This window comes from Tabrizicola oligotrophica (assembly GCF_011008935.1).
In the GTDB taxonomy this organism is placed as follows: Bacteria; Pseudomonadota; Alphaproteobacteria; order Rhodobacterales; family Rhodobacteraceae; genus Tabrizicola_A; species Tabrizicola_A oligotrophica.
On the sequence record NZ_JAAIVJ010000020.1, the window covers coordinates 1 to 18,945 of the forward strand.

21 protein-coding genes are annotated in these 18,945 nt (G+C 66.6%); 6 read left to right on the forward strand and 15 right to left on the reverse strand.

The window, feature by feature from the left end:
* Positions 1 to 354, forward strand: a 354-nt coding sequence (locus G4Z14_RS18995) for a hypothetical protein (RefSeq protein ID WP_227751841.1), incomplete at its 5' end; no start/stop codon positions are given.
* Positions 355 to 476: 122 nt separating this feature from the next.
* Here G4Z14_RS18995 and G4Z14_RS17595 read toward each other — a convergent pair.
* Together G4Z14_RS17595 and G4Z14_RS17600 are read right to left on the reverse strand one after the other, a co-directional pair.
* Positions 477 to 2,138, reverse strand: coding sequence for an amidohydrolase (locus G4Z14_RS17595; protein ID WP_164628086.1), 1,662 nt, complete (start codon positions 2,136 to 2,138; stop codon positions 477 to 479).
* Between the two features lie 69 nt (positions 2,139 to 2,207).
* Positions 2,208 to 3,176 (reverse strand): agmatinase, encoded by a 969-nt coding sequence (locus G4Z14_RS17600; RefSeq protein WP_164628087.1) that lies wholly within the window; start codon positions 3,174 to 3,176, stop codon positions 2,208 to 2,210.
* 181 nt (positions 3,177 to 3,357) lie between these two features.
* On the opposite strand from G4Z14_RS17600, the gene G4Z14_RS17605 reads away from it, so the two are divergent.
* The gene (locus G4Z14_RS17605) at positions 3,358 to 3,732 is read left to right on the forward strand and encodes a bactofilin family protein (protein ID WP_164628089.1); all 375 of its coding nucleotides are present in this window, start codon (positions 3,358 to 3,360) and stop codon (positions 3,730 to 3,732) included.
* Between the two features lie 2 nt (positions 3,733 to 3,734).
* Here the strand turns inward: G4Z14_RS17605 and G4Z14_RS17610 are convergent, their stop codons facing one another.
* Positions 3,735 to 4,160, reverse strand: coding sequence for a PaaI family thioesterase (locus G4Z14_RS17610; protein WP_164628091.1), 426 nt, complete (start codon positions 4,158 to 4,160; stop codon positions 3,735 to 3,737).
* A gap of 55 nt (positions 4,161 to 4,215) precedes the next feature.
* Between G4Z14_RS17610 and G4Z14_RS17615 the strand changes: the two genes are divergently transcribed.
* Complete coding sequence (locus G4Z14_RS17615) at positions 4,216 to 5,004, forward strand: enoyl-CoA hydratase (protein ID WP_164628093.1); 789 nt, start codon at positions 4,216 to 4,218, stop codon at positions 5,002 to 5,004.
* 8 nt (positions 5,005 to 5,012) lie between these two features.
* Here the strand turns inward: G4Z14_RS17615 and G4Z14_RS17620 are convergent, their stop codons facing one another.
* The 6 genes from G4Z14_RS17620 to G4Z14_RS17645 form a co-directional block, all read right to left on the reverse strand.
* Complete coding sequence (locus G4Z14_RS17620) at positions 5,013 to 6,215, reverse strand: MFS transporter (RefSeq protein WP_164628095.1); 1,203 nt, start codon at positions 6,213 to 6,215, stop codon at positions 5,013 to 5,015.
* Positions 6,212 to 7,690 carry a carboxypeptidase M32 gene (locus G4Z14_RS17625; RefSeq protein ID WP_164628097.1) on the reverse strand — a complete coding sequence of 493 codons (1,479 nt, stop codon included), beginning with the start codon at positions 7,688 to 7,690 and terminating at the stop codon, positions 6,212 to 6,214. Before G4Z14_RS17625 ends, G4Z14_RS17620 begins: the two co-directional genes overlap by 4 nt.
* Positions 7,687 to 8,832, reverse strand: a complete 1,146-nt coding sequence (gene ctaA / locus G4Z14_RS17630) for a heme A synthase (protein WP_164628099.1) — start codon at positions 8,830 to 8,832, stop codon at positions 7,687 to 7,689. Before ctaA ends, G4Z14_RS17625 begins: the two co-directional genes overlap by 4 nt.
* A 51-nt stretch (positions 8,833 to 8,883) precedes the next feature.
* On the reverse strand, positions 8,884 to 9,402 hold the full coding sequence (locus G4Z14_RS17635) for an NYN domain-containing protein (protein ID WP_227751842.1): 519 nt from the start codon (positions 9,400 to 9,402) through the stop codon (positions 8,884 to 8,886).
* A 176-nt stretch (positions 9,403 to 9,578) separates the two neighbouring features.
* Entirely contained in the window at positions 9,579 to 10,817 is a 1,239-nt protein-coding gene (locus tag G4Z14_RS17640; RefSeq protein ID WP_164628103.1) for a lytic murein transglycosylase, read from the reverse strand.
* A gap of 157 nt (positions 10,818 to 10,974) precedes the next feature.
* Entirely contained in the window at positions 10,975 to 11,718 is a 744-nt protein-coding gene (locus G4Z14_RS17645) for an RNA methyltransferase (RefSeq protein ID WP_164628105.1), read from the reverse strand.
* A gap of 69 nt (positions 11,719 to 11,787) precedes the next feature.
* Between G4Z14_RS17645 and G4Z14_RS17650 the strand changes: the two genes are divergently transcribed.
* Both G4Z14_RS17650 and G4Z14_RS17655 read left to right on the forward strand, forming a co-directional pair.
* A complete protein-coding gene (locus G4Z14_RS17650) occupies positions 11,788 to 12,135 on the forward strand; it encodes a TfoX/Sxy family protein (protein WP_164628107.1) in 348 nt (115 codons plus the stop codon).
* Between the two features lie 33 nt (positions 12,136 to 12,168).
* A complete protein-coding gene (locus G4Z14_RS17655; RefSeq protein WP_164628109.1) occupies positions 12,169 to 12,789 on the forward strand; it encodes a thiamine phosphate synthase in 621 nt (206 codons plus the stop codon).
* 85 nt (positions 12,790 to 12,874) lie between these two features.
* Here the strand turns inward: G4Z14_RS17655 and G4Z14_RS17660 are convergent, their stop codons facing one another.
* The 3 genes from G4Z14_RS17660 to G4Z14_RS17670 all read right to left on the reverse strand — a co-directional run bounded on the left by G4Z14_RS17660 (position 12,875) and on the right by G4Z14_RS17670 (position 14,807).
* Complete coding sequence (locus G4Z14_RS17660; protein ID WP_164628111.1) at positions 12,875 to 13,711, reverse strand: lysophospholipid acyltransferase family protein; 837 nt, start codon at positions 13,709 to 13,711, stop codon at positions 12,875 to 12,877.
* Entirely contained in the window at positions 13,708 to 14,493 is a 786-nt protein-coding gene (locus tag G4Z14_RS17665) for a GNAT family N-acetyltransferase (protein ID WP_164628113.1), read from the reverse strand. The genes G4Z14_RS17660 and G4Z14_RS17665 overlap by 4 nt, the downstream gene beginning before the upstream one ends.
* 140 nt (positions 14,494 to 14,633) lie before the next feature.
* Positions 14,634 to 14,807, reverse strand: coding sequence for a DUF3553 domain-containing protein (locus tag G4Z14_RS17670; RefSeq protein ID WP_164628115.1), 174 nt, complete (start codon positions 14,805 to 14,807; stop codon positions 14,634 to 14,636).
* 29 nt (positions 14,808 to 14,836) lie between these two features.
* Between G4Z14_RS17670 and G4Z14_RS17675 the strand changes: the two genes are divergently transcribed.
* The gene (locus tag G4Z14_RS17675) at positions 14,837 to 15,433 is read left to right on the forward strand and encodes a histidine phosphotransferase family protein (protein WP_164628117.1); all 597 of its coding nucleotides are present in this window, start codon (positions 14,837 to 14,839) and stop codon (positions 15,431 to 15,433) included.
* Here G4Z14_RS17675 and G4Z14_RS17680 read toward each other — a convergent pair.
* The 3 genes from G4Z14_RS17680 to obgE form a co-directional block, all read right to left on the reverse strand.
* On the reverse strand, positions 15,423 to 16,682 hold the full coding sequence (locus G4Z14_RS17680) for a glutamate-5-semialdehyde dehydrogenase (RefSeq protein WP_164628119.1): 1,260 nt from the start codon (positions 16,680 to 16,682) through the stop codon (positions 15,423 to 15,425). The two genes, G4Z14_RS17675 and G4Z14_RS17680, sit on opposite strands and share 11 nt — an antisense overlap.
* Positions 16,683 to 16,765: 83 nt before the next feature.
* On the reverse strand, positions 16,766 to 17,893 hold the full coding sequence (proB, locus tag G4Z14_RS17685; protein ID WP_407703842.1) for a glutamate 5-kinase: 1,128 nt from the start codon (positions 17,891 to 17,893) through the stop codon (positions 16,766 to 16,768).
* Complete coding sequence (obgE, locus tag G4Z14_RS17690; protein WP_164628121.1) at positions 17,881 to 18,903, reverse strand: GTPase ObgE; 1,023 nt, start codon at positions 18,901 to 18,903, stop codon at positions 17,881 to 17,883. Before obgE ends, proB begins: the two co-directional genes overlap by 13 nt.
* Between the last annotated feature and the right edge of the window lie 42 nt (positions 18,904 to 18,945).

The window sequence follows — 18,945 nt, forward strand, 5'->3', positions numbered from 1 at the left end:
GAAGCTTCCCAGGTCATCGGTCGGCGGATCACTCCGCTCCCCTGCTGGGCAGATATGCAAACTGTCTCGACGCCGATGCGCCCAAACCGCCCACATATCCCTTCATTCTCATCAATGTCAAAGAGCGCGGACACAAAACAAACAACACACCCGAACTTCGGGCGTCTTGCCTTCGTGCATCCAGATTTCGTTACGAGCGTTTCATCTCGCTTCCCGTCGGCGCCGTCTGCATCGCTGCGTCTCGTCGTCTTCGGTGAGGCGGTATTTACGGAGAGGCGCTGGAAGCCGCAAGAGGAAAAAGCAGGGCATGTGACGATTTTTTGTCGGCCGCCCCGGAAACCCTTGTTTTCTTGATGCCGCAGCTGAAATTTTTTGCGCTTTGCGGCGGCGCTTTCCGGGGCGACGCGGGTCTTGCCTGCTCTCCGCCCCGGAATCACTCCAGAATCATCGCCTTATCGGCGCAGAATCGCGGTCGTTCAGCCGATTCCCGGCGCCTGATGGGTGATCCGCCCCCCCGAAACCGTCAGCGCGATTCCGGTCTGGCCGATGTTTTCCGCCGCAATCGCCTCGATGTCGCCGTCGATCATCACCAGATCCGCCGCCATCCCCGGCTTCAGCGTTCCGGTCACCTCCTCCAGATGCGCCGCCCAGGCGCCGCCCGCCGTATAGGCGTGAAGCGTCTCCATCAGGCTGACCCGTTCATCCTGGCAGCCGTCATAGGGCTTGCGCGTCATCGCCGCCTGAATCCCCCGCATCACCGAGACATCCGTCACCGGCCAGTCGGAGGCAAAGGCCAAGGGCGCGCCATGGTCGGCAAGCGTCTTCCACAGATAGGCATCGCGCCAGCGTCCCTTGTGGAACACATGGTCCATGGTGGACATCGGGAAATCCATCGCCCCCGGCGGGTGGGGTGGCTGGACGCTGGCGGTGATGCCCAAGGCGCCCAGACGCGGCACATCGGCCCGGTCGATCAGCTCGATATGCTCGATGCGGTGGCGGGCATCGCGTTTGCCGTTGCGCTTCTGTGCCGCCTCATAGCCGTCGATGGTCTGGCGCACCGCCGCATCGCCGATCGCATGCACCGCAATCTGCAGGCCGCGCCGGTCGATCTCGGCGCAGATGTCCTTGAAGCGCTCCAGCTCGAACAGCGGCTCTGCCCGCTCCATGGTGCCGGGATAGGCGTTCAGCATATAGGCGGTGCGGCTGTCGACGACGCCATCCATGAACATCTTCACAAAGCCCGAGCGCACCCAGTCGCCGGTGAACTCATCCGCCATGGCCGAAGCCCGCTCCAGCTCCGCCAGCTCCATATGCGGTTTCATGTGGAAAGGCACGACGACCCGCGCGGTCAGGCGGCCCTCGTCCGCCATTTCCTTGAGCAGCACGCAGGTATAGCGGTTGCCGTCCATGTTCACCATCGCGGTGATGCCATGCGCGGCGCAATGCGCCAGCCCCGCCGCCACCTTGTCCTTGTCCGCCGCCCGCAGGGCAGCATCAGGCCAGGGCGAAGGCTCGCCGCCCGTGGCGATGCCCAGTTGCAGATGCGCCTCGCCCCCAAGCGCCAGGATCGGGCCAAAGGCCTCGAACTCGCGCAATTCGCCGGTCGCCGTGCCATCCTCGCCCATCACGACAATATGGCCGGGCGGGGTCTTGGCACCGTGCAAGAGGCCCGCCGCCTGCAACGCCGCCGTATTGGCCCAGACCGTGTGATGGTCCGGCGACATCATGGCGATCGGGCGATCCGCAATCACCCGGTCCAGGTCCTGCCGCGTGACCGGATGGTCCAGAATCTCATAAGCCGCGCCCTGCGCCATCAAGAGCGGGCGATGCCCGTTCTGTCCCGCATAATCCAGAAACGCCGCCTTCAGCGCCGCAAACCCCTCGACGCCACCCAGTTGCAACTGCACCAGCTCCGCCCCGCCCAGCACCAGATGCAGGTGGCTTTCGACAAAGCCCGGCAGCACCGTGCGCCCCCCGGCGTCAATCACCCTGCACCCCGGCCCGGCCAGAGCCTCCACTTCGGCCCGGCCCCCAACCGCCAGCACCTTGCCCCCGCCCAAGGTCACCGCTTCGGCGCGGGGCTTGCCCGGGTCCATCGTCAACACCCGCGCATTCGTTACAATCATTTCAGCAGCCATCTGCCCATTCCTTCATCTGTTCATAAATATCCCGGGGGGTGCGGGGGGCAGGCCCCCCGCCCTGCCCTTTCAGCCTGCAATCCGCTCGGCCATCACGCACAGCATCTCGAACATCAGCGAAATCCCCAGCCATGCCGTCCCGCCGCTGGGGTCAAAGGGCGGCGAGACCTCCACAAGGTCCGCCCCCACCACATCCAGTCCGCGCAAGCCGCGCGCCACCTGCAAGGCCTGCCATGAATTCGGACCGCCCACTTCCGGCGTACCGGTGCCCGGCGCGAAGGTCGGGTCGACGAAGTCGATGTCATAGGTGACGTAAACCGCCCCCGTCCCGACGATCTCGCGCGCCTCGACCATCACATCCTCGGCCCCGCGGGCGTGGAACTCGGCAATCGGAATGATGCGGATGCCATTGGCGGCGGCAAAATCCCAGTCCTCGCGGCCATAGGCCGTGCCGCGAATGCCGATCAGGACATAGCGCTTCGGGTCGATCAGCCCCTCCTCCACCGCGCGGCGGAACGGGGTGCCGTGGTTATAGCGCGAGGTGCCGAAATAGGCGTCATTGAGGTCGGTATGGCTGTCGAACTGGATCACACCCACCGGCCGCGGCTTTGCCACCGCCCGCAGGATCGGCAGGGAACACAGATGGTCGCCGCCCCCGGTCAAGGGCCGGATGCCCGCCGCGACCACCCGGTCGTAGAACGCCTCCATCCGCGTCATCGACTCCATCAGATCGCCGGGGTTCGGCGCCACATCGCCCAGATCGGCGCAGCGGGCGAGGTCGAAGGGTGCAACCCAGGTCGCCCCGTTCTGCGCCCGGATCATCGTCGACAGATCGCGCAGCTGGCGCGGGCCATGGCGCGGGCCGGGGCGGTTGGTCGTGCCGCCGTCCCAGGGAGTGCCGATCAGGCCGATCTGCACCTCGGCAAAGCGCGGATGGTCAAAGGGCACATGCGGCAGCCGCATGAAGGTCGGCACGCCGGCGAATCGCGGCAGGTCAAGACCCGATACCGGTTTGAAAAACCCGTCTTCGCCCGCCATCTCCGCGCTCCCGCAACCGATTCCCGCCACCATTTGATCATATCGCCGCGCTCTTGTCAGTCTTTCCGCGCCGTCCTCGCGTCGCTTCCCGCGCATTCCCCGGCCTCGTCCCACCGGGACCCTTGACCGATATTCCGCCTTCGTTCCTTATGAGGTTCCGCTGCTGCCAAGGATTTGAGCAATGTTTTCCAAGACTGCCGACCAGACCCCTGCCCCGCCGCGCGCCCCGGCGGGTGCGACCAGCAACACCCGCTCGGTGCTGGGGGCCGATCTGAAGATCACCGGCGATATCCGCTCCTCGGGCAGCGTCGAACTTCTGGGCGAGGTCGAAGGCACGATACAGGCCCAGAGCCTGATCATCGGTGGCGATGGCCTGATGTCGGGCGACATTTCCGCCGACACCGTCGAAATCAAGGGACGCCTCTCGGGCCAGATCGCCAGCCAAAGCCTGACATTGCGCGCGGCAGCGCAGGTGACGGGCAACGTCGCCTATTCGACGCTGGTGATCGAAAGCGGCGCGCAGATCGAAGGCCGCTTCACCCGCAACAAGGACTGACCTCAGGTCTTCGCCGGCGGGATGGAATAGGTCAGCCCGGCCCGCGCCACCGGCTCCGGGACCCCTTCGCTGAACAGGAACACATCGCCCACGGCCAGAGACCGGCCAAGCTTCAGCACGCGGGCCTGCGCCAGCACGTCGCGTCCCGCCGCCGGCTTGCGCATGAAATCCATGCTGCAACTGGTGGTGACGGCCAAGGCCACCGGGCCGATCCGCGCCAGGATCGCCAGATACATCGCCACATCGGCCAGCCCGAACAGCGACGGCCCCGACACCGTGCCGCCGGGCCGCAAATGCCGCTCGGTCACCTTGAGGCGCAGCACAAGCCCCTCGGACCCCACGCTGTCTACCGTGAAATCGCCGGCCACCTGCCCGAAGTCCCGCGCCAGAAAGGCCTGCAATGCGGCCGTGTCCATCGCCAATCCCATGCTTTCCTCCGCGCTGGCCCGGGCCTAGACTGGCGGCGAAATCGAGGGAATTGCAATGACCGAACCGCTTCTTTTGCGCAACGACCAGGCCCATATCGCCACGCTGACCCTGAACAGCCCGTTGAATTTCAACGCCCTGTCCGACGCCATGCTGCTGGCGCTGTCCACCGAGATCGCCCGGCTTGCCAAGGACCGCACGATCCGCGCGGTGATCCTGAAGGGCGCGGGCAAGGCGTTTTGCGCCGGCCATGACCTGAAGGAAATGCAGTCGCACCGGGCGGACGCCGACAAGGGCGCCGTCTATTATCAAAGCCTGTTCGCCGCCTGCGCCGCCATGATGCAAGCGCTGCAGAAGCTGCCGCAAATCACCATCGCGCAGGTTCACACCATCGCCACTGCCGCAGGTTGCCAGCTGGCCGCAAGCTGCGACATGGTGGTGGCAAGCCATGGCACGCGGTTCGGTGTCAACGGCATCAACATCGGGCTTTTCTGCTCTACCCCCATGGTCGCGCTCAGCCGCAAGGTGCCCCCCGCTGTCGCCTTTGAAATGCTGTCGACCGGAGAGTTCATCAGCGCCGAACGCGCCCGCGAGGTCGGCCTTGTGAACCGCGTCACCGCCCCGGAGGCGTTGGAGACCGAGACCCGCAAGCTGGCCGAGACCGTGGCGGGCAAGCTTGCCAAGGCCAGCCGCATCGGCAAGGCCGCCTTCTACGATCAGCTCCCCCTCACTGCGGCCGAAGCCTATGCCCTCGCCGGTCGCGCCATGGTGGACAACATGCTGACCCCCGATACCGACGAAGGCATCTCGGCCTTTCTTGAAAAACGCCCGCCGAACTGGGGCTGAGGGCGGGATCAGCCCCCCTCCTCCTCCCGCCGCACCAGAAGCCCGGCGCCGATCGCCAGCCCTGCCGCCGCCATGGCAAGGCACGCGCCATAGATCAGCCCCGGCCCGCCAAGCCCCAGAAGCGCTGCCCCGAAACTCGGGGCCGCCGCCGAGGCCAGAATCGGCGTCACCGCCACAGCACCAGAGATGGCGCCAAAGCCCCGCCGACCCAGCAGGTCGGCCACCAGCATCGGCCGCAGGTTCGACAGCAGCCCCGCGCCCGCGCCCTGCAGCATGGCAAAGACGAAGATCAGCGCCGGCAGCCAGCCGGCCCCCCACAAGATGACGCCCGCCCCCAGAACCGAGGCCAGCGACCACAGGCTCGCCCTTGCGTTGGAGATCCGCGACGCAAACGCCAGCAGCACCGCCCGCCCCGCCACCTGCGACGGCCCGATGCAGGCAGCGGCAAGCGTCGCCATCCCCGCGCTGGCGCCCCGGTCCTGAAACAACATCAGGATAAAGGTCAGCAGCACCCCATGGTTCAGCCAGATCAGCCCGAAGATCGCCGAAATTGCCCAGAAGGCCGGGCGACGCAGCGCCGCCTGCAGCGCGCCCGGCTCGGGCGGGTGACGGCGGGGCGCCTCGGCCCGCTCCATGCGGCGCAGGGCGCGCACCGCCCAGGCGTTCACCGGCACTGCGCCGAACAGGATCAGCAGGCTGAACCCGATCAAGGCCCCCTGCCCGCCATAGGCGCGCGCCAGAATGTCGCCCAGCGGAAAGGTCAGCGTGCCGGCAAAACCCGCGACCAGAGTGACACGGGTGATCGCCAGCCGCGCCCCCTCCCCCAGACGCCGGGTCAGGAAGGCAAAGCAGGTCTCGTACAGACAGGTCGCCTGCGCCACGCCCAGCACCGCCCAGATGCCCAACCACCAGCCGGGACTGGGCGCAAACCCCAGGGCGGCGACGCCCAGCGCGGCCAGGATCGGCATGTAGGTCAGCAGCTCGCCGCCCCAGCCCCGGTCCACCCAGCGGCCCGTAAAGGGCGTCAGCGCCGCCATGACCATGAAGCCCAGCGTCGGCCCTGCCGCCAGCTCTGCGGCGGTCCAGCCGGTTTCCGCCAGCAAATCCGGCAGGATCGCCGGAAAGGCATAGTAGACACCCGCATAGGTCAGGGTCTGCCCGACGGCCAGAGCCCAGATGGGCGCCGAACCGGGGGCATGTGCCCGGCTCACAACCCGTAAAGCCCGGCGAACTTCGCCTCCAGATAGTCCAGAAGCGGGCCTTCATGCGGATCAAAGCCGCAGGCCTGTGCAATGGTGGCGCGCGGTTCGCGCAGCCCGCCATGGCGTTGCAGGGTCTCGCGCAGCCACCCCGTCGCCGCCGAGGTATCGCCCGCCGCCAACTGGTCATCAAGATCCGGCACGGCCACGCGCAGGGCCTGATGCAGGCAACCGGCATAGACATTGCCCAGCGTATAGGTCGGGAAGTAGCCGAACAGGCCACAAGACCAATGCACGTCCTGCAAAAGCCCATGGGCGGGCTGATCGACCGCCACGCCGAAATCGGCCTTGAAGCGGTCATTCCACGCCGCTTCAAGGTCATTGACCCCCAGATCGCCCCGCACAAGCGCCCGCTCCAGATCGAAGCGCATCATGATGTGCAGGTTGTAATGCACCTCGTCGGCCTCGGTCCGGATGAAGCCCGGCTGCACGCGGTTGACGATGGCATAGAACTCATCGGCGGAGCGGACGCCGAATTCGCCAAACCGCTCGCGCATCTGTTCGAACATCCAGCCCGTGAAGGCCCGCCCGCGCCCGATCTGGTTTTCATAGATCCGGCTCTGGCTTTCATGCACCCCCATGGAACAACCATGGCCAATGGGCGTCATGGCGTAATCGGGATCGATCGCCAGCTCATAGCTGGAATGGCCGACCTCGTGGATGGTGGAATAAAAGCAGTTGAACGGGTCGGTTTCGACGATGCGGGTGGTGATCCGGCTGTCATCGCCGCCACCCGAGGAGAACGGATGCACCGCCAGATCCATCCGCCCGCGCGACCAGTCATAGCCAAAGGCCGTGCCCAGATCGCGCGCCATGCGCATCTGGCTGTCGGTCGAAAAATGCCCCTCGATCTTCTGTGGCGCGGGCTTGCCCAGCACCTTCTCGCGCAGGCTCACCAACCGCGGCCGCATCCGCCCGAACATCGCGCCAAGGCTTTCCGCCGTCGCACCCGGTTCATAATCGTCGATCAGCGCGTCATAAAGATCACCGCCCTCGGCCAGTGCCGCCGCCTCTTGCCGCTTCAGCGCCAAGACTTCGGCCAGCGTCGGCAGAAAGGCCGCCACGTTCCCCGCCGCGCGCGCCTCGGCCCAGATCCCCTGCGCCACCGAGGTCAGCCGGGCCAGCGCCTCGGCCAGATCTGCCGGCACCTTCACGCTGCGGTCATAAGACCGGCGGATAAGCCGCAATTGCGCAGCCCCGGCCGCGTCGGACACTTCGGCCGCCGCCAGCCAGCCGGCAATGCGCGGGTCGGTGCGCCGGGCATGCAACACGCCCTCGATCGCCGCCATTTCTTCGCCGCGCTGATCCGCCGCGCCGCGCGGCATCATGGTCTCCTGATCCCAGCCCAGCCGTTCGGCCACATTGCCCAAAGCCTCGGTCTGGCGCTGGAAGGCCATCAACTCGGCGAATGCGGTGTTATTGGTCATGCCGTGCCCTCCCGGATGGAACCTGCGACCGGATACATCGCCAGATGCCGGGCACGGATGATCAGAACCCACAGGATCACCGCGCCGATCTGGTGAGTGATCGCCACGTCCATATGCGCAGCCGTCAGGACCGTCGCGATGCCCAGCGCGACCTGCGCCACCAGCATCGCCATCACGCCATGAAATGCCCCGCGCGTCGCGCCATGGGCCGATTGCCGGCCGCGCAGCCACGCCACCATGCCAAAGGCCAGCACCAGATAGCCCGCCATCCGGTGCATGAACTGCACCAGCCCCGGGTTTTCAAAGAAAGCCGCCCAGACCGGGCGCCCCGGCACATAAAAGGCATCCGCCGGGAAGAACTGGCCGTTCATGTCGGGCCATGTCGGGAAACCGCGCCCCGCGTCGATCCCCGCAACCAGTGCACCGAGAAGGATCTGCAGGAAGGCGGCATGCATAAGCCCGGTCGACAGGCCGACAAGCTTGCGCTCCGCCGCGCGCCGGGCCTGCATCAGATCGGTCTCCGACCGGCCGAGCAGGAACACATACCAAGCCGTCAGCCCCAGAATGACGAAGGCAAGCCCCAGATGCGTGGCCAGCCGATAGCTTTCGACATCGACATTCTCGCCGACAAAGCCCGATTTCACCATCCACCAGCCAATCGCGCCCTGCAGCCCACCCAGGGCGCCAAGGCCCAGAAGCCGCCCGTTCCAGCCCGCAGGAATGGCCCGCGCGGCCAGAAAACCGACGAACCCCAGCGCCCAGACCAGCCCGATCACCCGGCCAAGCTGACGGTGGCCCCATTCCCACCAGAAGATCGACTTGAACTCTTCCAACCCCATCTGGCTGTTTTGCAGCTGGAATTCCGGGCTGGCTTGATATTTTTCAAACTCCGCCACCCAATCCGTCTCGGACAGGGGCGGGAGGGCGCCCGTCACCGGCTTCCATTCGGTGATCGACAGACCGGAATCGGTCAACCGCGTCAGGCCGCCCACCGCGATCATCATGGCAACCAGCAGGAAAATCGCCACCAGCCAGACCCGGATGCCGCGCCGCGCGCCCCTGCGCCCGTCGATCAGACCGGGCGTCGCCGCCACTGGCGCCACCGCCCCGACATCCTCAAACAGCTTGCGCTTTGCGGCCATGGCCACCCCCTTCGCTTCCGGGCCAGAGACTAGGCCCGGCGCCGGGGGGCTTCAAGGCCCCGCAGCCGCCAAAACCTTTGGCGCCGCCCGGACCCCCGACAGCCACAGGCTGCCCTCGCGCATCCCGCCGCGGATGAGGAAACCGGGGGTGTCGACCTCGGGGAACTCGGCCTGCCAGTCGCGGAACCGGTCATTGCTGACCACCTGCGCCTGAAACCTGCGCGCCGCCCGCAGGATATGGTGATCGGCCTGCGTGCCTTTCGACACCACCCGCACCTGTTCCTCGGGCAGGCCGATCTGCAAGGCCAGGTCGCGGTCATGCAGATAGCGCGTGCCGATCTTGTAGCCGACATTGGCGTCGAACATCACGTCCACAGTCAGGCCCTGCGCCATCAGCTCGCGGATCACGTCCATCACCGGCCGCAAGGACGGCACCCCGTCGTTCCAGTGCAGCACGTTGGAGCCGTCGACGATGATATCCGCCCGACGCGCCGGCGCCGTCGGGCGGGGCCGGGAAAGCCGCAGCATCAAAAGCCAGATCGCGGCGATCAGGCAGGGGGCGGCCAGCATGAAAAGAAGGTCAGACTCACCCGGAAGGGCCACGGCAAGGCCCATCAAACCGACAGACAGCAAGGCCAGAAGCAAAATCATGGTACAATCGCGAGATGACGCGCGGAAGGAAATGTCTTGCCCATCAGCATGACGAGGCCGCGTTTCAAGTCAAGGGATTTGCAAGACCGACGCCGTCAGCGCAAGCGACGAAGCAGCTCCAGTGACGGCTCGCCCGTCACGGCAAGCCCCGAAGCCTGCTGATAGGCGATGATCGCCGCCCGGGTCTTGGCCCCCATCACCCCGTCGGACCCGCCGGTATCATAGCCCGCCGCCGTCAGCGCGCGCTGCAGCTCCTGCCGGTCGGCCATGGTCAGGCCCGAAGCATCCGGCCCCCAGTCAGCCTGCACCGCCGGACGGCCCAGCAGGCGGTCGGACAGATGTCCAACCCCGATCGCATAGCTTTCGGCATTGTTGTAGCGCAGGATCACGTTGAAATTCTGGGTCAGAAGGAAGGCCGGCCCGCCCACGCCCTTGGGCGCGATGATCGACCCGCCCGCCGGCACCGCCCCGCCACCAGCCGCGCCGACGCCAAGGTCCGACCACTCTGTCGCCGACTTGCCCTTGCCCCGGCCGAGCAGCGCCGGATTGAACCCCGCGGGCAGCCGCACTTCCCCGCCCCAGGGCAGACCGTGCTGCCAGCCGCTCCGCGCCAGATAGGCCGCGGTGGAGGCAAGGGCATCCGTCGGATCCTCACTCCAGATGTCGCGCCGCCCGTCGCCGGTGAAATCCACCGCGAAGGCCAGATAGCTGGTCGGGATGAACTGGGTATGCCCCATCGCCCCGGCCCAGCTTCCGGTCATGCCGCGCGCGGAAACGTCGCCGTTGGCGATGATCTTCAGCGCCGCCGTCAGCTGGCTTTCAAAGAACGCGCCGCGCCGCCCGTCATAGGCCAGTGTCGCCAGCGCCGAGACCACCGGCACCACCCCGCGCCGCGTGCCGAAAAAGGATTCCAGCCCCCAGACGGCAGCGACCACATGCGCCTCCACGCCATAGCGCGCCGCGATCTGGCCCAGAACTCCACCATATTGCCGCAGCTTCTGCTGGCCGAGACTCACCCGTTCGGGCTTTGCCGCAATCGCCAGATAGTCCTCCAGCGTGCGGGTGAATTCGGTCTGGTTGCGGTCTTTCTCGATGACCTCGGGCAGATAGCCGGCAAAGCCCATCGCCTCGTCGATCACGTCCCCCGGAACGCCCCGCGCCGCCGCGCGGGTCCGATAGCCCGCCACCCAGGCGTCAAAGCCCGCATTGGGCACCGGCCGCGGCGCGGCTTCGGCCTGCGCGACCCCGACCGGACCGCGCCCACCGCCAACACAGGCCGAAAGTCCGACCGCCGTCAGCCCAAGAACCGCCGCCCGCCGCGAAAGGAACTGCATGGCATTGCCTCGTCATCTGCCCGTCTTTTGCGGCCAGCCTAGTCGAGAACCCGCACAACTTGAATCAAATTTGCTTTCATACTGGCTTAAATATCCAATTCCCGCCGATGGGTCCGGCGCGCGGTCCTCAGGTTCGCCCGGCGCCGGGACAGTCCGGCTATTCGCCCTCGCCCTGCTGGCGCAGCTTGTAGGCAATCTGGCGCAACATGCCGTGGAAGGTCTGCACCTCGGCCCGGGTCAGCCCCAGCCGCCCCCACATGTTGCGCAGGTTCAGCCGCATTCCTGCCGCCTTGGTGGGCGGAAAGAAGAACCCCGCCGCTTCCAGCCGCTCCTCGAAGTGATCGCCCAGCTTTTCCACCTCTTCCCGCGTGGCGAAATCGGTGCGGCCCATCACCATGACTTCCGGCGCGACCTCGGCCTTCTGCCGCCCCCATTCATAAGCCAGCAACAGCGCCGACTGCCCCAGATTGAGGCTGGCGAAATCGGGGTTCACCGGCACGGTGATGATCGCATTGGCCGGGGCGACATCCTCGTTTTCCAGCCCTGCGCGCTCGGGGCCGAACAGAATGCCCACCCGCTTGCCCTCGGCTCCCATGGCCCGCGCCATTTCCATGGCGCGCTCGGGCGTCACCACGGGTTTGACCAGCTCGCGCGACCGCGCGGTGGTGGCAAAGACGAAGTCACAATCCGCGATCGCCTGCCCCAGATCCGGAAACAGCCCGGCATGATCCAGCACCCGCCCCGCGCCCGAGGCCATGGCATTGGCCTTCGGGTTCGGCCAGCCGTCGCGCGGCGCCACGATCCGCATGCGGTCCAGGCCGAAATTCAGCATCGCCCGCGCCGCCGCGCCGATGTTCTCGCCCATCTGCGGGCGCACGAGGATAAGGACCGGGGGGATCATGCAAACACCCTTTGGAATGGCTCGACCGGCCTGTTACCCTAATCGCGGCAGAACGGAAAGGTGCGCGCCATGGCCTATGACGAAGGGTTGGCCCAGATCCTGCGCGACGATCTCGCGGGCGAACCGGTGAGCGAACGCAAGATGTTCGGCGGCCTGGCCTTTCTTCTGCACGGACACATGGTCTGCGGCATTCACAAGGGCGGGGCGATGTTTCGGGTCGGCAAGGCGCATGAGGCCGAGGCCCTCGCACTGCCCGGCGTCGGGCAGATGCTGTTCACCGGCAAGCCGATGGCAGGCATGGTCGATGTCGCCGACGATGCCATTGCAACCGACAGCACGCGCGCGCGCCTGATGCAGCTGGCGCTTTCCACCGCCCGCGCCTTGCCGCCCAAGGTAGCCAAGCCGCGGAAAGGCTGATAAGCGGGGGCGGATTGCCGAGAAGGAACGCCCATGCCCGCCGAAGACCGCCCGCAGATCACGCTCATCACGCCGCCCGCCCTGGACCTTGAGGTGTTCCCGGACCGTCTGGCGCGGGTTCTGGACTCGGTGGAAGTGGCTTGCCTGCGTCTGGCCCTGGCCTCGCGCGACGAGGACGAAATCCTGCGCGCCGGCGACGCCTGCCGCGTGGTGGCGCATGAGCGCGACGTGGCCATCGTCGTCGAGAACCATGTGCTGATGGTGGAGCGGCTTGGGCTGGACGGCGTGCATCTGACCGATGGCGCACGCTCGGTCCGCAAGGTGCGCAAGGATCTCGGACAGGACGCCATTGTCGGCGCCTTCTGTGGCACCACCCGGCATGAGGGCATGAGCGCGGCCGAGGCCGGGGCCGATTATGCGGCCTTCGGCCCGCTGGGCGAAACCGCGCTTGGCAAGGGCGAGCGCGCCGATTTCGAGCTGTTCGAATGGTGGAGCGCCATGATCGAGGTGCCCTGCATTGCCGAGGGCGCGCTGACGGCGGCGCTGATCGAGAAATTCGGCCCCGTCACCGATTTCTTCGGCATCGGTGCAGAAGTCTGGGGCGCGGAAGACCCCGTCGCCGCGCTGCAGGCGCTGATCGCCCCCCTGGGCTGATCTCCTCGTCGGCTGACCTCCTCGTCGGCTGCGCCGCTCGTCGGGGATCTCGACGAGAAGCCAGAGGCGCCCGAGGAGAGGCGCGCTATTCCACGGCCAGAGAATGACTGGCCCGGATCACCCGTTCGCAATGCAGTGCCAGATCCTTGCGACTGGGAAAGGCATCCACCGGCACCTCGGGGTGAAAGATCACCTCGACCCGCCCCTGCCGCCGCGCGGCCAGCGTCATCAGAAGATGCGGGCCGAAGGCCATGTCACCCCACCAGCCGTATTGCCGCGGATCCTGCCCCGGCGCGGCATGGTAGATCACTGTCACCGGCTGGATGAACATCACCCGGTCAAGGCCGTGGCTGTAGAAGGCCTGAAACAGGCTCGACTTGAACGGCAGGACCCGAAGCGCGTCGGTCGATGTGCCTTCGGGGAAAAAGCACAGCTTGTGCCCGGCCCGCAGCCGCTCTTCGAACAGCTCTTGCTGCGCCTTGGCCTCGGTCCCCTTGCGGGCGATGAACACCGTCCCCGTCGCCCGCGCCAGCCAGCCGATCGCGGGCCAACCCGCCACTTCGGCCTTGGAGACGAAATAGACCCGCTGCACCGCGTTCAGGGTGAAGATGTCCAGCCAGGACGAATGGTTGGCCACCACCGCCCCCTTTTGCCGCATCGGCCTGCCGGAAACGGTCAACGGCAGGCGCATCAGCACAAAGGCCAGCTTGCAGACCCCCTGCGTGATGAACGGCGTGATGGGCCGGGCCTGCCCGAACAGCGGCCGCTCGATCAGGCGCAGCACCAGAAGCAGCACAAGACCGCCATAGGTGACAAGGCCCAGCATGCCCCCGCGCAAGCCGACCCGCGCCCAGCCGATCACCCCCGGCCGTTCAACCGCGATCGGCACCTCGCGCCAGTCGGTATGCCCCGCCGCGCTCATCCCCGCGCGGCCTTCTTGCGGATCCAGAACTCGCGGTGCTTGTCGCTCATCCCGGCGGTGTCAAGGATCAGGCAGACATCGGTGGTGTTGAACTCATGGTCGACAAAGGCCCCTTCGCCGACAAAGCCCCCCAGCCGCAGATAGGCCTTGATGAGCGCGGGCGTCCCCGACAGCGCGGCGCGGCGGTCCAGCGCTGCGGGCGGGACGATATCCATCGCCGCCGCATGGGGTGGCAGGGCCCGCACCCGCAGTTCGGGCGGCGCAAGATGGTGATGGGCGAGATAGGACAAGGGCTGCGCAAGAGCCTGCACATCCGTGCCGTGAAACGAGGCCGTGCCGAAGAGAACCTCGATGTCGCGCTCCAGCACATAGCCGGCCAGCGCGTTCCACAGCTGCAACATGGCGCTGCCGCCGCGATAGGCGGGATGCACGCAGGACCGGCCCAGCTCCACCAGTTTGCGCCCGGTGGCCTTCAGCGCCGTCAGGTCATATTCGCTTTCCGAATAATAGCGTCCCGGCCCGGACAGCCGATCCGAGGGCAACAGCCGGTAGGCGCCCACGACATCATCAAGCCGGGCGGCGTCCCGGCGGGGGTCGATCAGCAGCAGGTGATCGAAATGCGGGTCGAAGGCATCGGTTTCCAGCTGTTGGTCGTGGTCCACCATGGGCCCCTCGGCCCCCAGCTCCTGCACGAAAACCCGGTACCGCAGCCGCTGGGCCGCGCGCAGGTCGCGCTCGTCGCGGGCAAGGCGCAAGACAAAGGCGTTGTCGTCGTCAATCATTCCCCGGCCAATTCCCGCCCCACGCGCCAAGGGTTCTAAGCCGGGCCGGGCCGCATTGCAACCGGACCCAATCTGGACGTGAGGCAGATAACGCAACGCAATCCCAGATTGCATTAATCAGCTGTTAACCCAATACTGCGTCAAATGCCGAAAACGGGGATCAGATCGACCAGCGAAAGATCGATCACCCGCTTGCCGGCGTGTTCGAAGTTCACGGTCGCCTTGTTGTTGATGTTGGACTGCACCTGCCCCAGCCCCCAATCGGGCTGGCCGGGATGGCGCACCAGCATGCCCGGTTCCAGAAGTGCTGCCATTTTGGCCCCCTGTTTCAAAGGATTGCCCGATGCTGGACAAGCCAGATATCGCCGCCCTGCTCGGTTCGCGCATTTGTCACGATCTTATCAGCCCGATCGGCGCGATCAGCAATGGGGTGGAGTTGTTGCTGATGGATGGCATGGCCAAAGGCCCAGAGATGACGCTGGTGGCCGAAAGCGTGGCCCATGCCAATGCCCGCATCCGGTTTTTCCGGGTGGCCTTTGGCCAGACCTCGATGGATCAGCGCATCGGCCTGGCCGAAGTTCGCAGCATCCTTGGCGATCTGGCGCGCGGCAGCCGCATCACGGTTGACTGGCACGCGCCGCCCGATCTGTCCCGACGCGAGACCAAGCTGGCCTTCCTCTGCCTGCTCTGCCTCGAAACGGCCCTCGGTCAGGGCGGGCGCATCACGGTAGAACGCGGCGAGGCCCGCTGGACCCTGACCGGCAGCGCCCCCCGTCTGCGCATCGACCCCGATCTGTGGGAAACCCTGTCAAACCCGCAGGCCGGCGCCGAGGTCGGCGCAGGCCAGGTGCAATTCATGCTGGTGCCGGACGAGATCGCGCGCCAGCACCGCCGCCTGACCGTGGAAATCAGCGAGACGGAAATCCGGCTTACGTTCTGATCGTGCCGTCGCCGGTCACAAGGTATTTGAAGCTGCACAATTGCTCGGCCCCGACCGGCCCGCGCGCATGCAGCTTGCCGGTGGCAATGCCGATCTCGCCGCCCATGCCGAACTCGCCACCATCGGCGAACTGGGTGGAGGCGTTGCGCATCAGGATCGCGCTGTCGAGCCGTTCGAAGAAGCGCGCGGCGGTGGCGTCGTTTTCCGTCAGGATCGCCTCGGTGTGCTGGCTGCCATATTTGCGGATATGGGCAATCGCCGCATCCACCCCGTCGACCAGCTTCGCCGCGATGATCTTGTCGAGAAACTCGCGGCCAAAATCGTCGGGCGCGGCGCGCACCGTGCCCGGTACCTTCAGAAGCTCGCCCTCGGTGCGCACCTCGACCCCGGCTTTCAGAAGGTCTTCGATCAGCACCGCGCCGTGCTTGGTGTAGAACTGCCAGTCGATCAGCAGGCATTCGGCCGCGCCGCAAATCCCGGTGCGGCGGGTCTTGGCGTTCAGGACCACACGGCGGGCCTTTTCCAGATCGGCGTCGCGGTCGGCGTAGATGTGGCAGATGCCCTCGAGATGGGCGAACACCGGCACGCGGGCCTCGGATTGCACCAGCCCGACAAGACCCTTGCCACCGCGCGGCACGATGACATCAATGTAACTCATCGCCCGCAACATCTCCGACACCATCGCCCGATCCCGCGTCGGGACAAGCTGGATCGCCGCCTCCGGCAGACCGGCCTCGCGCAGGCCCTGCACCATGCAATCATGCAAAGCCTCCGACGAATGGAAGCTTTCGCTGCCGCCGCGCAGGATCACGGCATTGCCGGCCTTCAGACACAGCGCGCCGGCATCCGCGGTCACATTCGGGCGCGATTCATAGATCACGCCGACTACGCCCAAAGGCGTCGCAACGCGCTGGATATGCAGCCCATTCGGCCGGTCCCATTCGTCCAGCACCCGCCCGACCGGGTCGCGCTGCTCGGCCACTTGCCGCAAGCCGTCGGCAATGCCGCGCAACCTTGTGTCGTTCAGCATCAGGCGGTCAAGCATGGCCGGCGTGAGGCCCTTTTCCTCGCCGTAAGCCATGTCCAGCACATTCGCGTCGAGAATTTCTTCCCGCCGTGCCCAGACCGCCGCCGCAGCCGCTTGCAAGGCCGCCGCCTTGCGCTCGGAAGAGGCATAGGCCAGCTCTGCTGCCGCCGCCCGCGCCTTGGTGCCGATCCCGGCCATCATTGCGCTGAAATCCTCGGACATGCCCAACCCTCTCCTGCGCCCTTCAATGTGGCCCAAATATCCCACGGGGGTCCGGGGGTGTGAAACCCCCGGCGACCAGCCCCTCAGATCACCATGTCGTCGCGGTGCACCAGCGCCGCCCGGCCCGGATAGCCCAGAATCGCCGCGATATCCCCCGACCGGTGCCCGGCAATGGCGCGGGCCTCGGCCACGGCATAGCCCACCAGCCCCTTGCCCAACACCACGCCCTCGGGCGACAGGATCGCCACCGGATCGCCGCGGCCGAAACTGCCCGTCACTTCGATCACACCCGCCGGCAGCAGGCTTTTCCCGGCCTTCAGCGCCGTCACCGCGCCGGCGTCCAGCCGCAATTCGCCGCGTGGCTTCATCGCATTGATCCAGCGCTTGCGCGCCACCTGTGGGTCGCCCTGCGCCACGAACCACGTCCGGTTCGCCCCCTTTGCCAGCGCCGACAGGGGCCGCAGAACGCTGCCTTCCATGATCGCCATGGCACAGCCCCCCGCCACGGCGGTTTTCGCCGCCAGAAGCTTGGTCTTCATGCCACCCTTCGACAGGCCGGAAATCGGGTCGCCCGCCATCGCCTCGATCTCGGGCGTGATCTTGGTCACGATGTCAAAGCGCTCCGCCGTGGGGTCTTCCTTCGGATTGGCCGAATAGAACCCGTCCACGTCCGACAGCAGGATCAGCTGATCCGCCCCGACCGTCACCGCGATCTGCGCGGCCAGCCGATCGTTGTCGCCAAAGCGGATCTCGTCAGTCGCCACGGTGTCGTTCTCGTTGACAATCGGCACCACGCCCAGACCCAGCAGCGTCGCCATCGTGGCGCGGCTGTTCAGATAGCGCCGGCGGTCCTCGGTATCCTCCAGCGTCACCAGCACCTGCGCCGTGGTGATGCCATGCGGCGCCAGCACCTCCTCATAGGCCCGCGCGAGGCGAATCTGCCCGACGGCCGCAGCGGCCTGCGATTGCTCCAGCGTCAGCGCGCCATCGCCCAGACCCAGCACCTTGCGACCCAGGGCAATGGAACCCGACGACACCAGCACCACATCGGCGCCGCGCACCTTGGCCTCGGCCACATCCATCGCCAGCGCTGAAAGCCAGCCCTGTTTCAGCCCGGTCTTGCGGTCAACCAGCAGCGCCGAGCCGATCTTGATGACCAGCCGCTTCGCCTCCGCGACATCGGGCGCGGCCAGGGACATCACGGCTGCCATGTCCCGCGCTCCTCCTGCGGGGCCTCGCCCTCGATCTCGGCATAAAGTGCGCGCAAGACCTCCTGCACCCCGCGGCCCGAGACCCCGGAAATCACATGCACCTCGCCCCCGCTGGCCTTTTCCAGCGCGCGGCGGCGGTCGCTGATCTGCTTGGCATCCATCGCATCGACCTTGTTCAAGGCCAGAATCCGCGGCTTGTCGCCCAGGATATCGGAATAGGCCTCCAGCTCATGCACGATGGTACGGTAATCCTTGGTGATGGTCGACGAGGTGCCATCGACCAGATGCAACAGCACCTTGCAGCGCTCGACATGGGCGAGGAACTGGATGCCAAGACCGCGCCCCTCCGAGGCGCCCTCGATCAGGCCGGGAATGTCGGCCATGACGAATTCCTTGCCATCCACCCCCACGACGCCAAGGTTGGGCACCAGCGTGGTGAAGGGATAATCGGCTATCTTCGGCCGGGCATTCGAAACGGCGGCGAGGAAGGTCGACTTGCCGGCATTCGGCAGGCCCAGAAGCCCGGCATCAGCGATCAGCTTCAGCCGCAGCCAGATCGTGCGCTCCACGCCCTCCTGCCCCGGATTGGCCCGGTTCGGCGCGCGGTTGGTGGCGGATTTGAACTGCAGGTTGCCCCAGCCGCCATTGCCGCCCTTGGCGATGCAGACCCGCTGGCCCGGTTCGGTCAGGTCGGCGATGACGGTTTCCTCGTCCTCGTCGATGATCTCGGTGCCTAGCGGCACCTTCATCACGATGTCATCGCCCGATTTGCCGGTCTTCTGGTTGCCCATGCCGGGCTGGCCCGACTTGGCGAAGAAATGCTGTTGGTAGCGATAGTCGATCAGCGTGTTCAGCCCCTCGACCGCCTCCACCCAGACCGAGCCGCCATGGCCGCCGTCGCCGCCGTCCGGGCCGCCGAACTCGATGAATTTCTCGCGCCGGAACGAGACGCAGCCGGCCCCACCGCCGCCCGAGCGGATGTAGACTTTGGCAAGGTCAAGGAATTTCATCGCGTCATCTTTCGTTTGGCCTGGCCTAAAGGCGATAGAGGA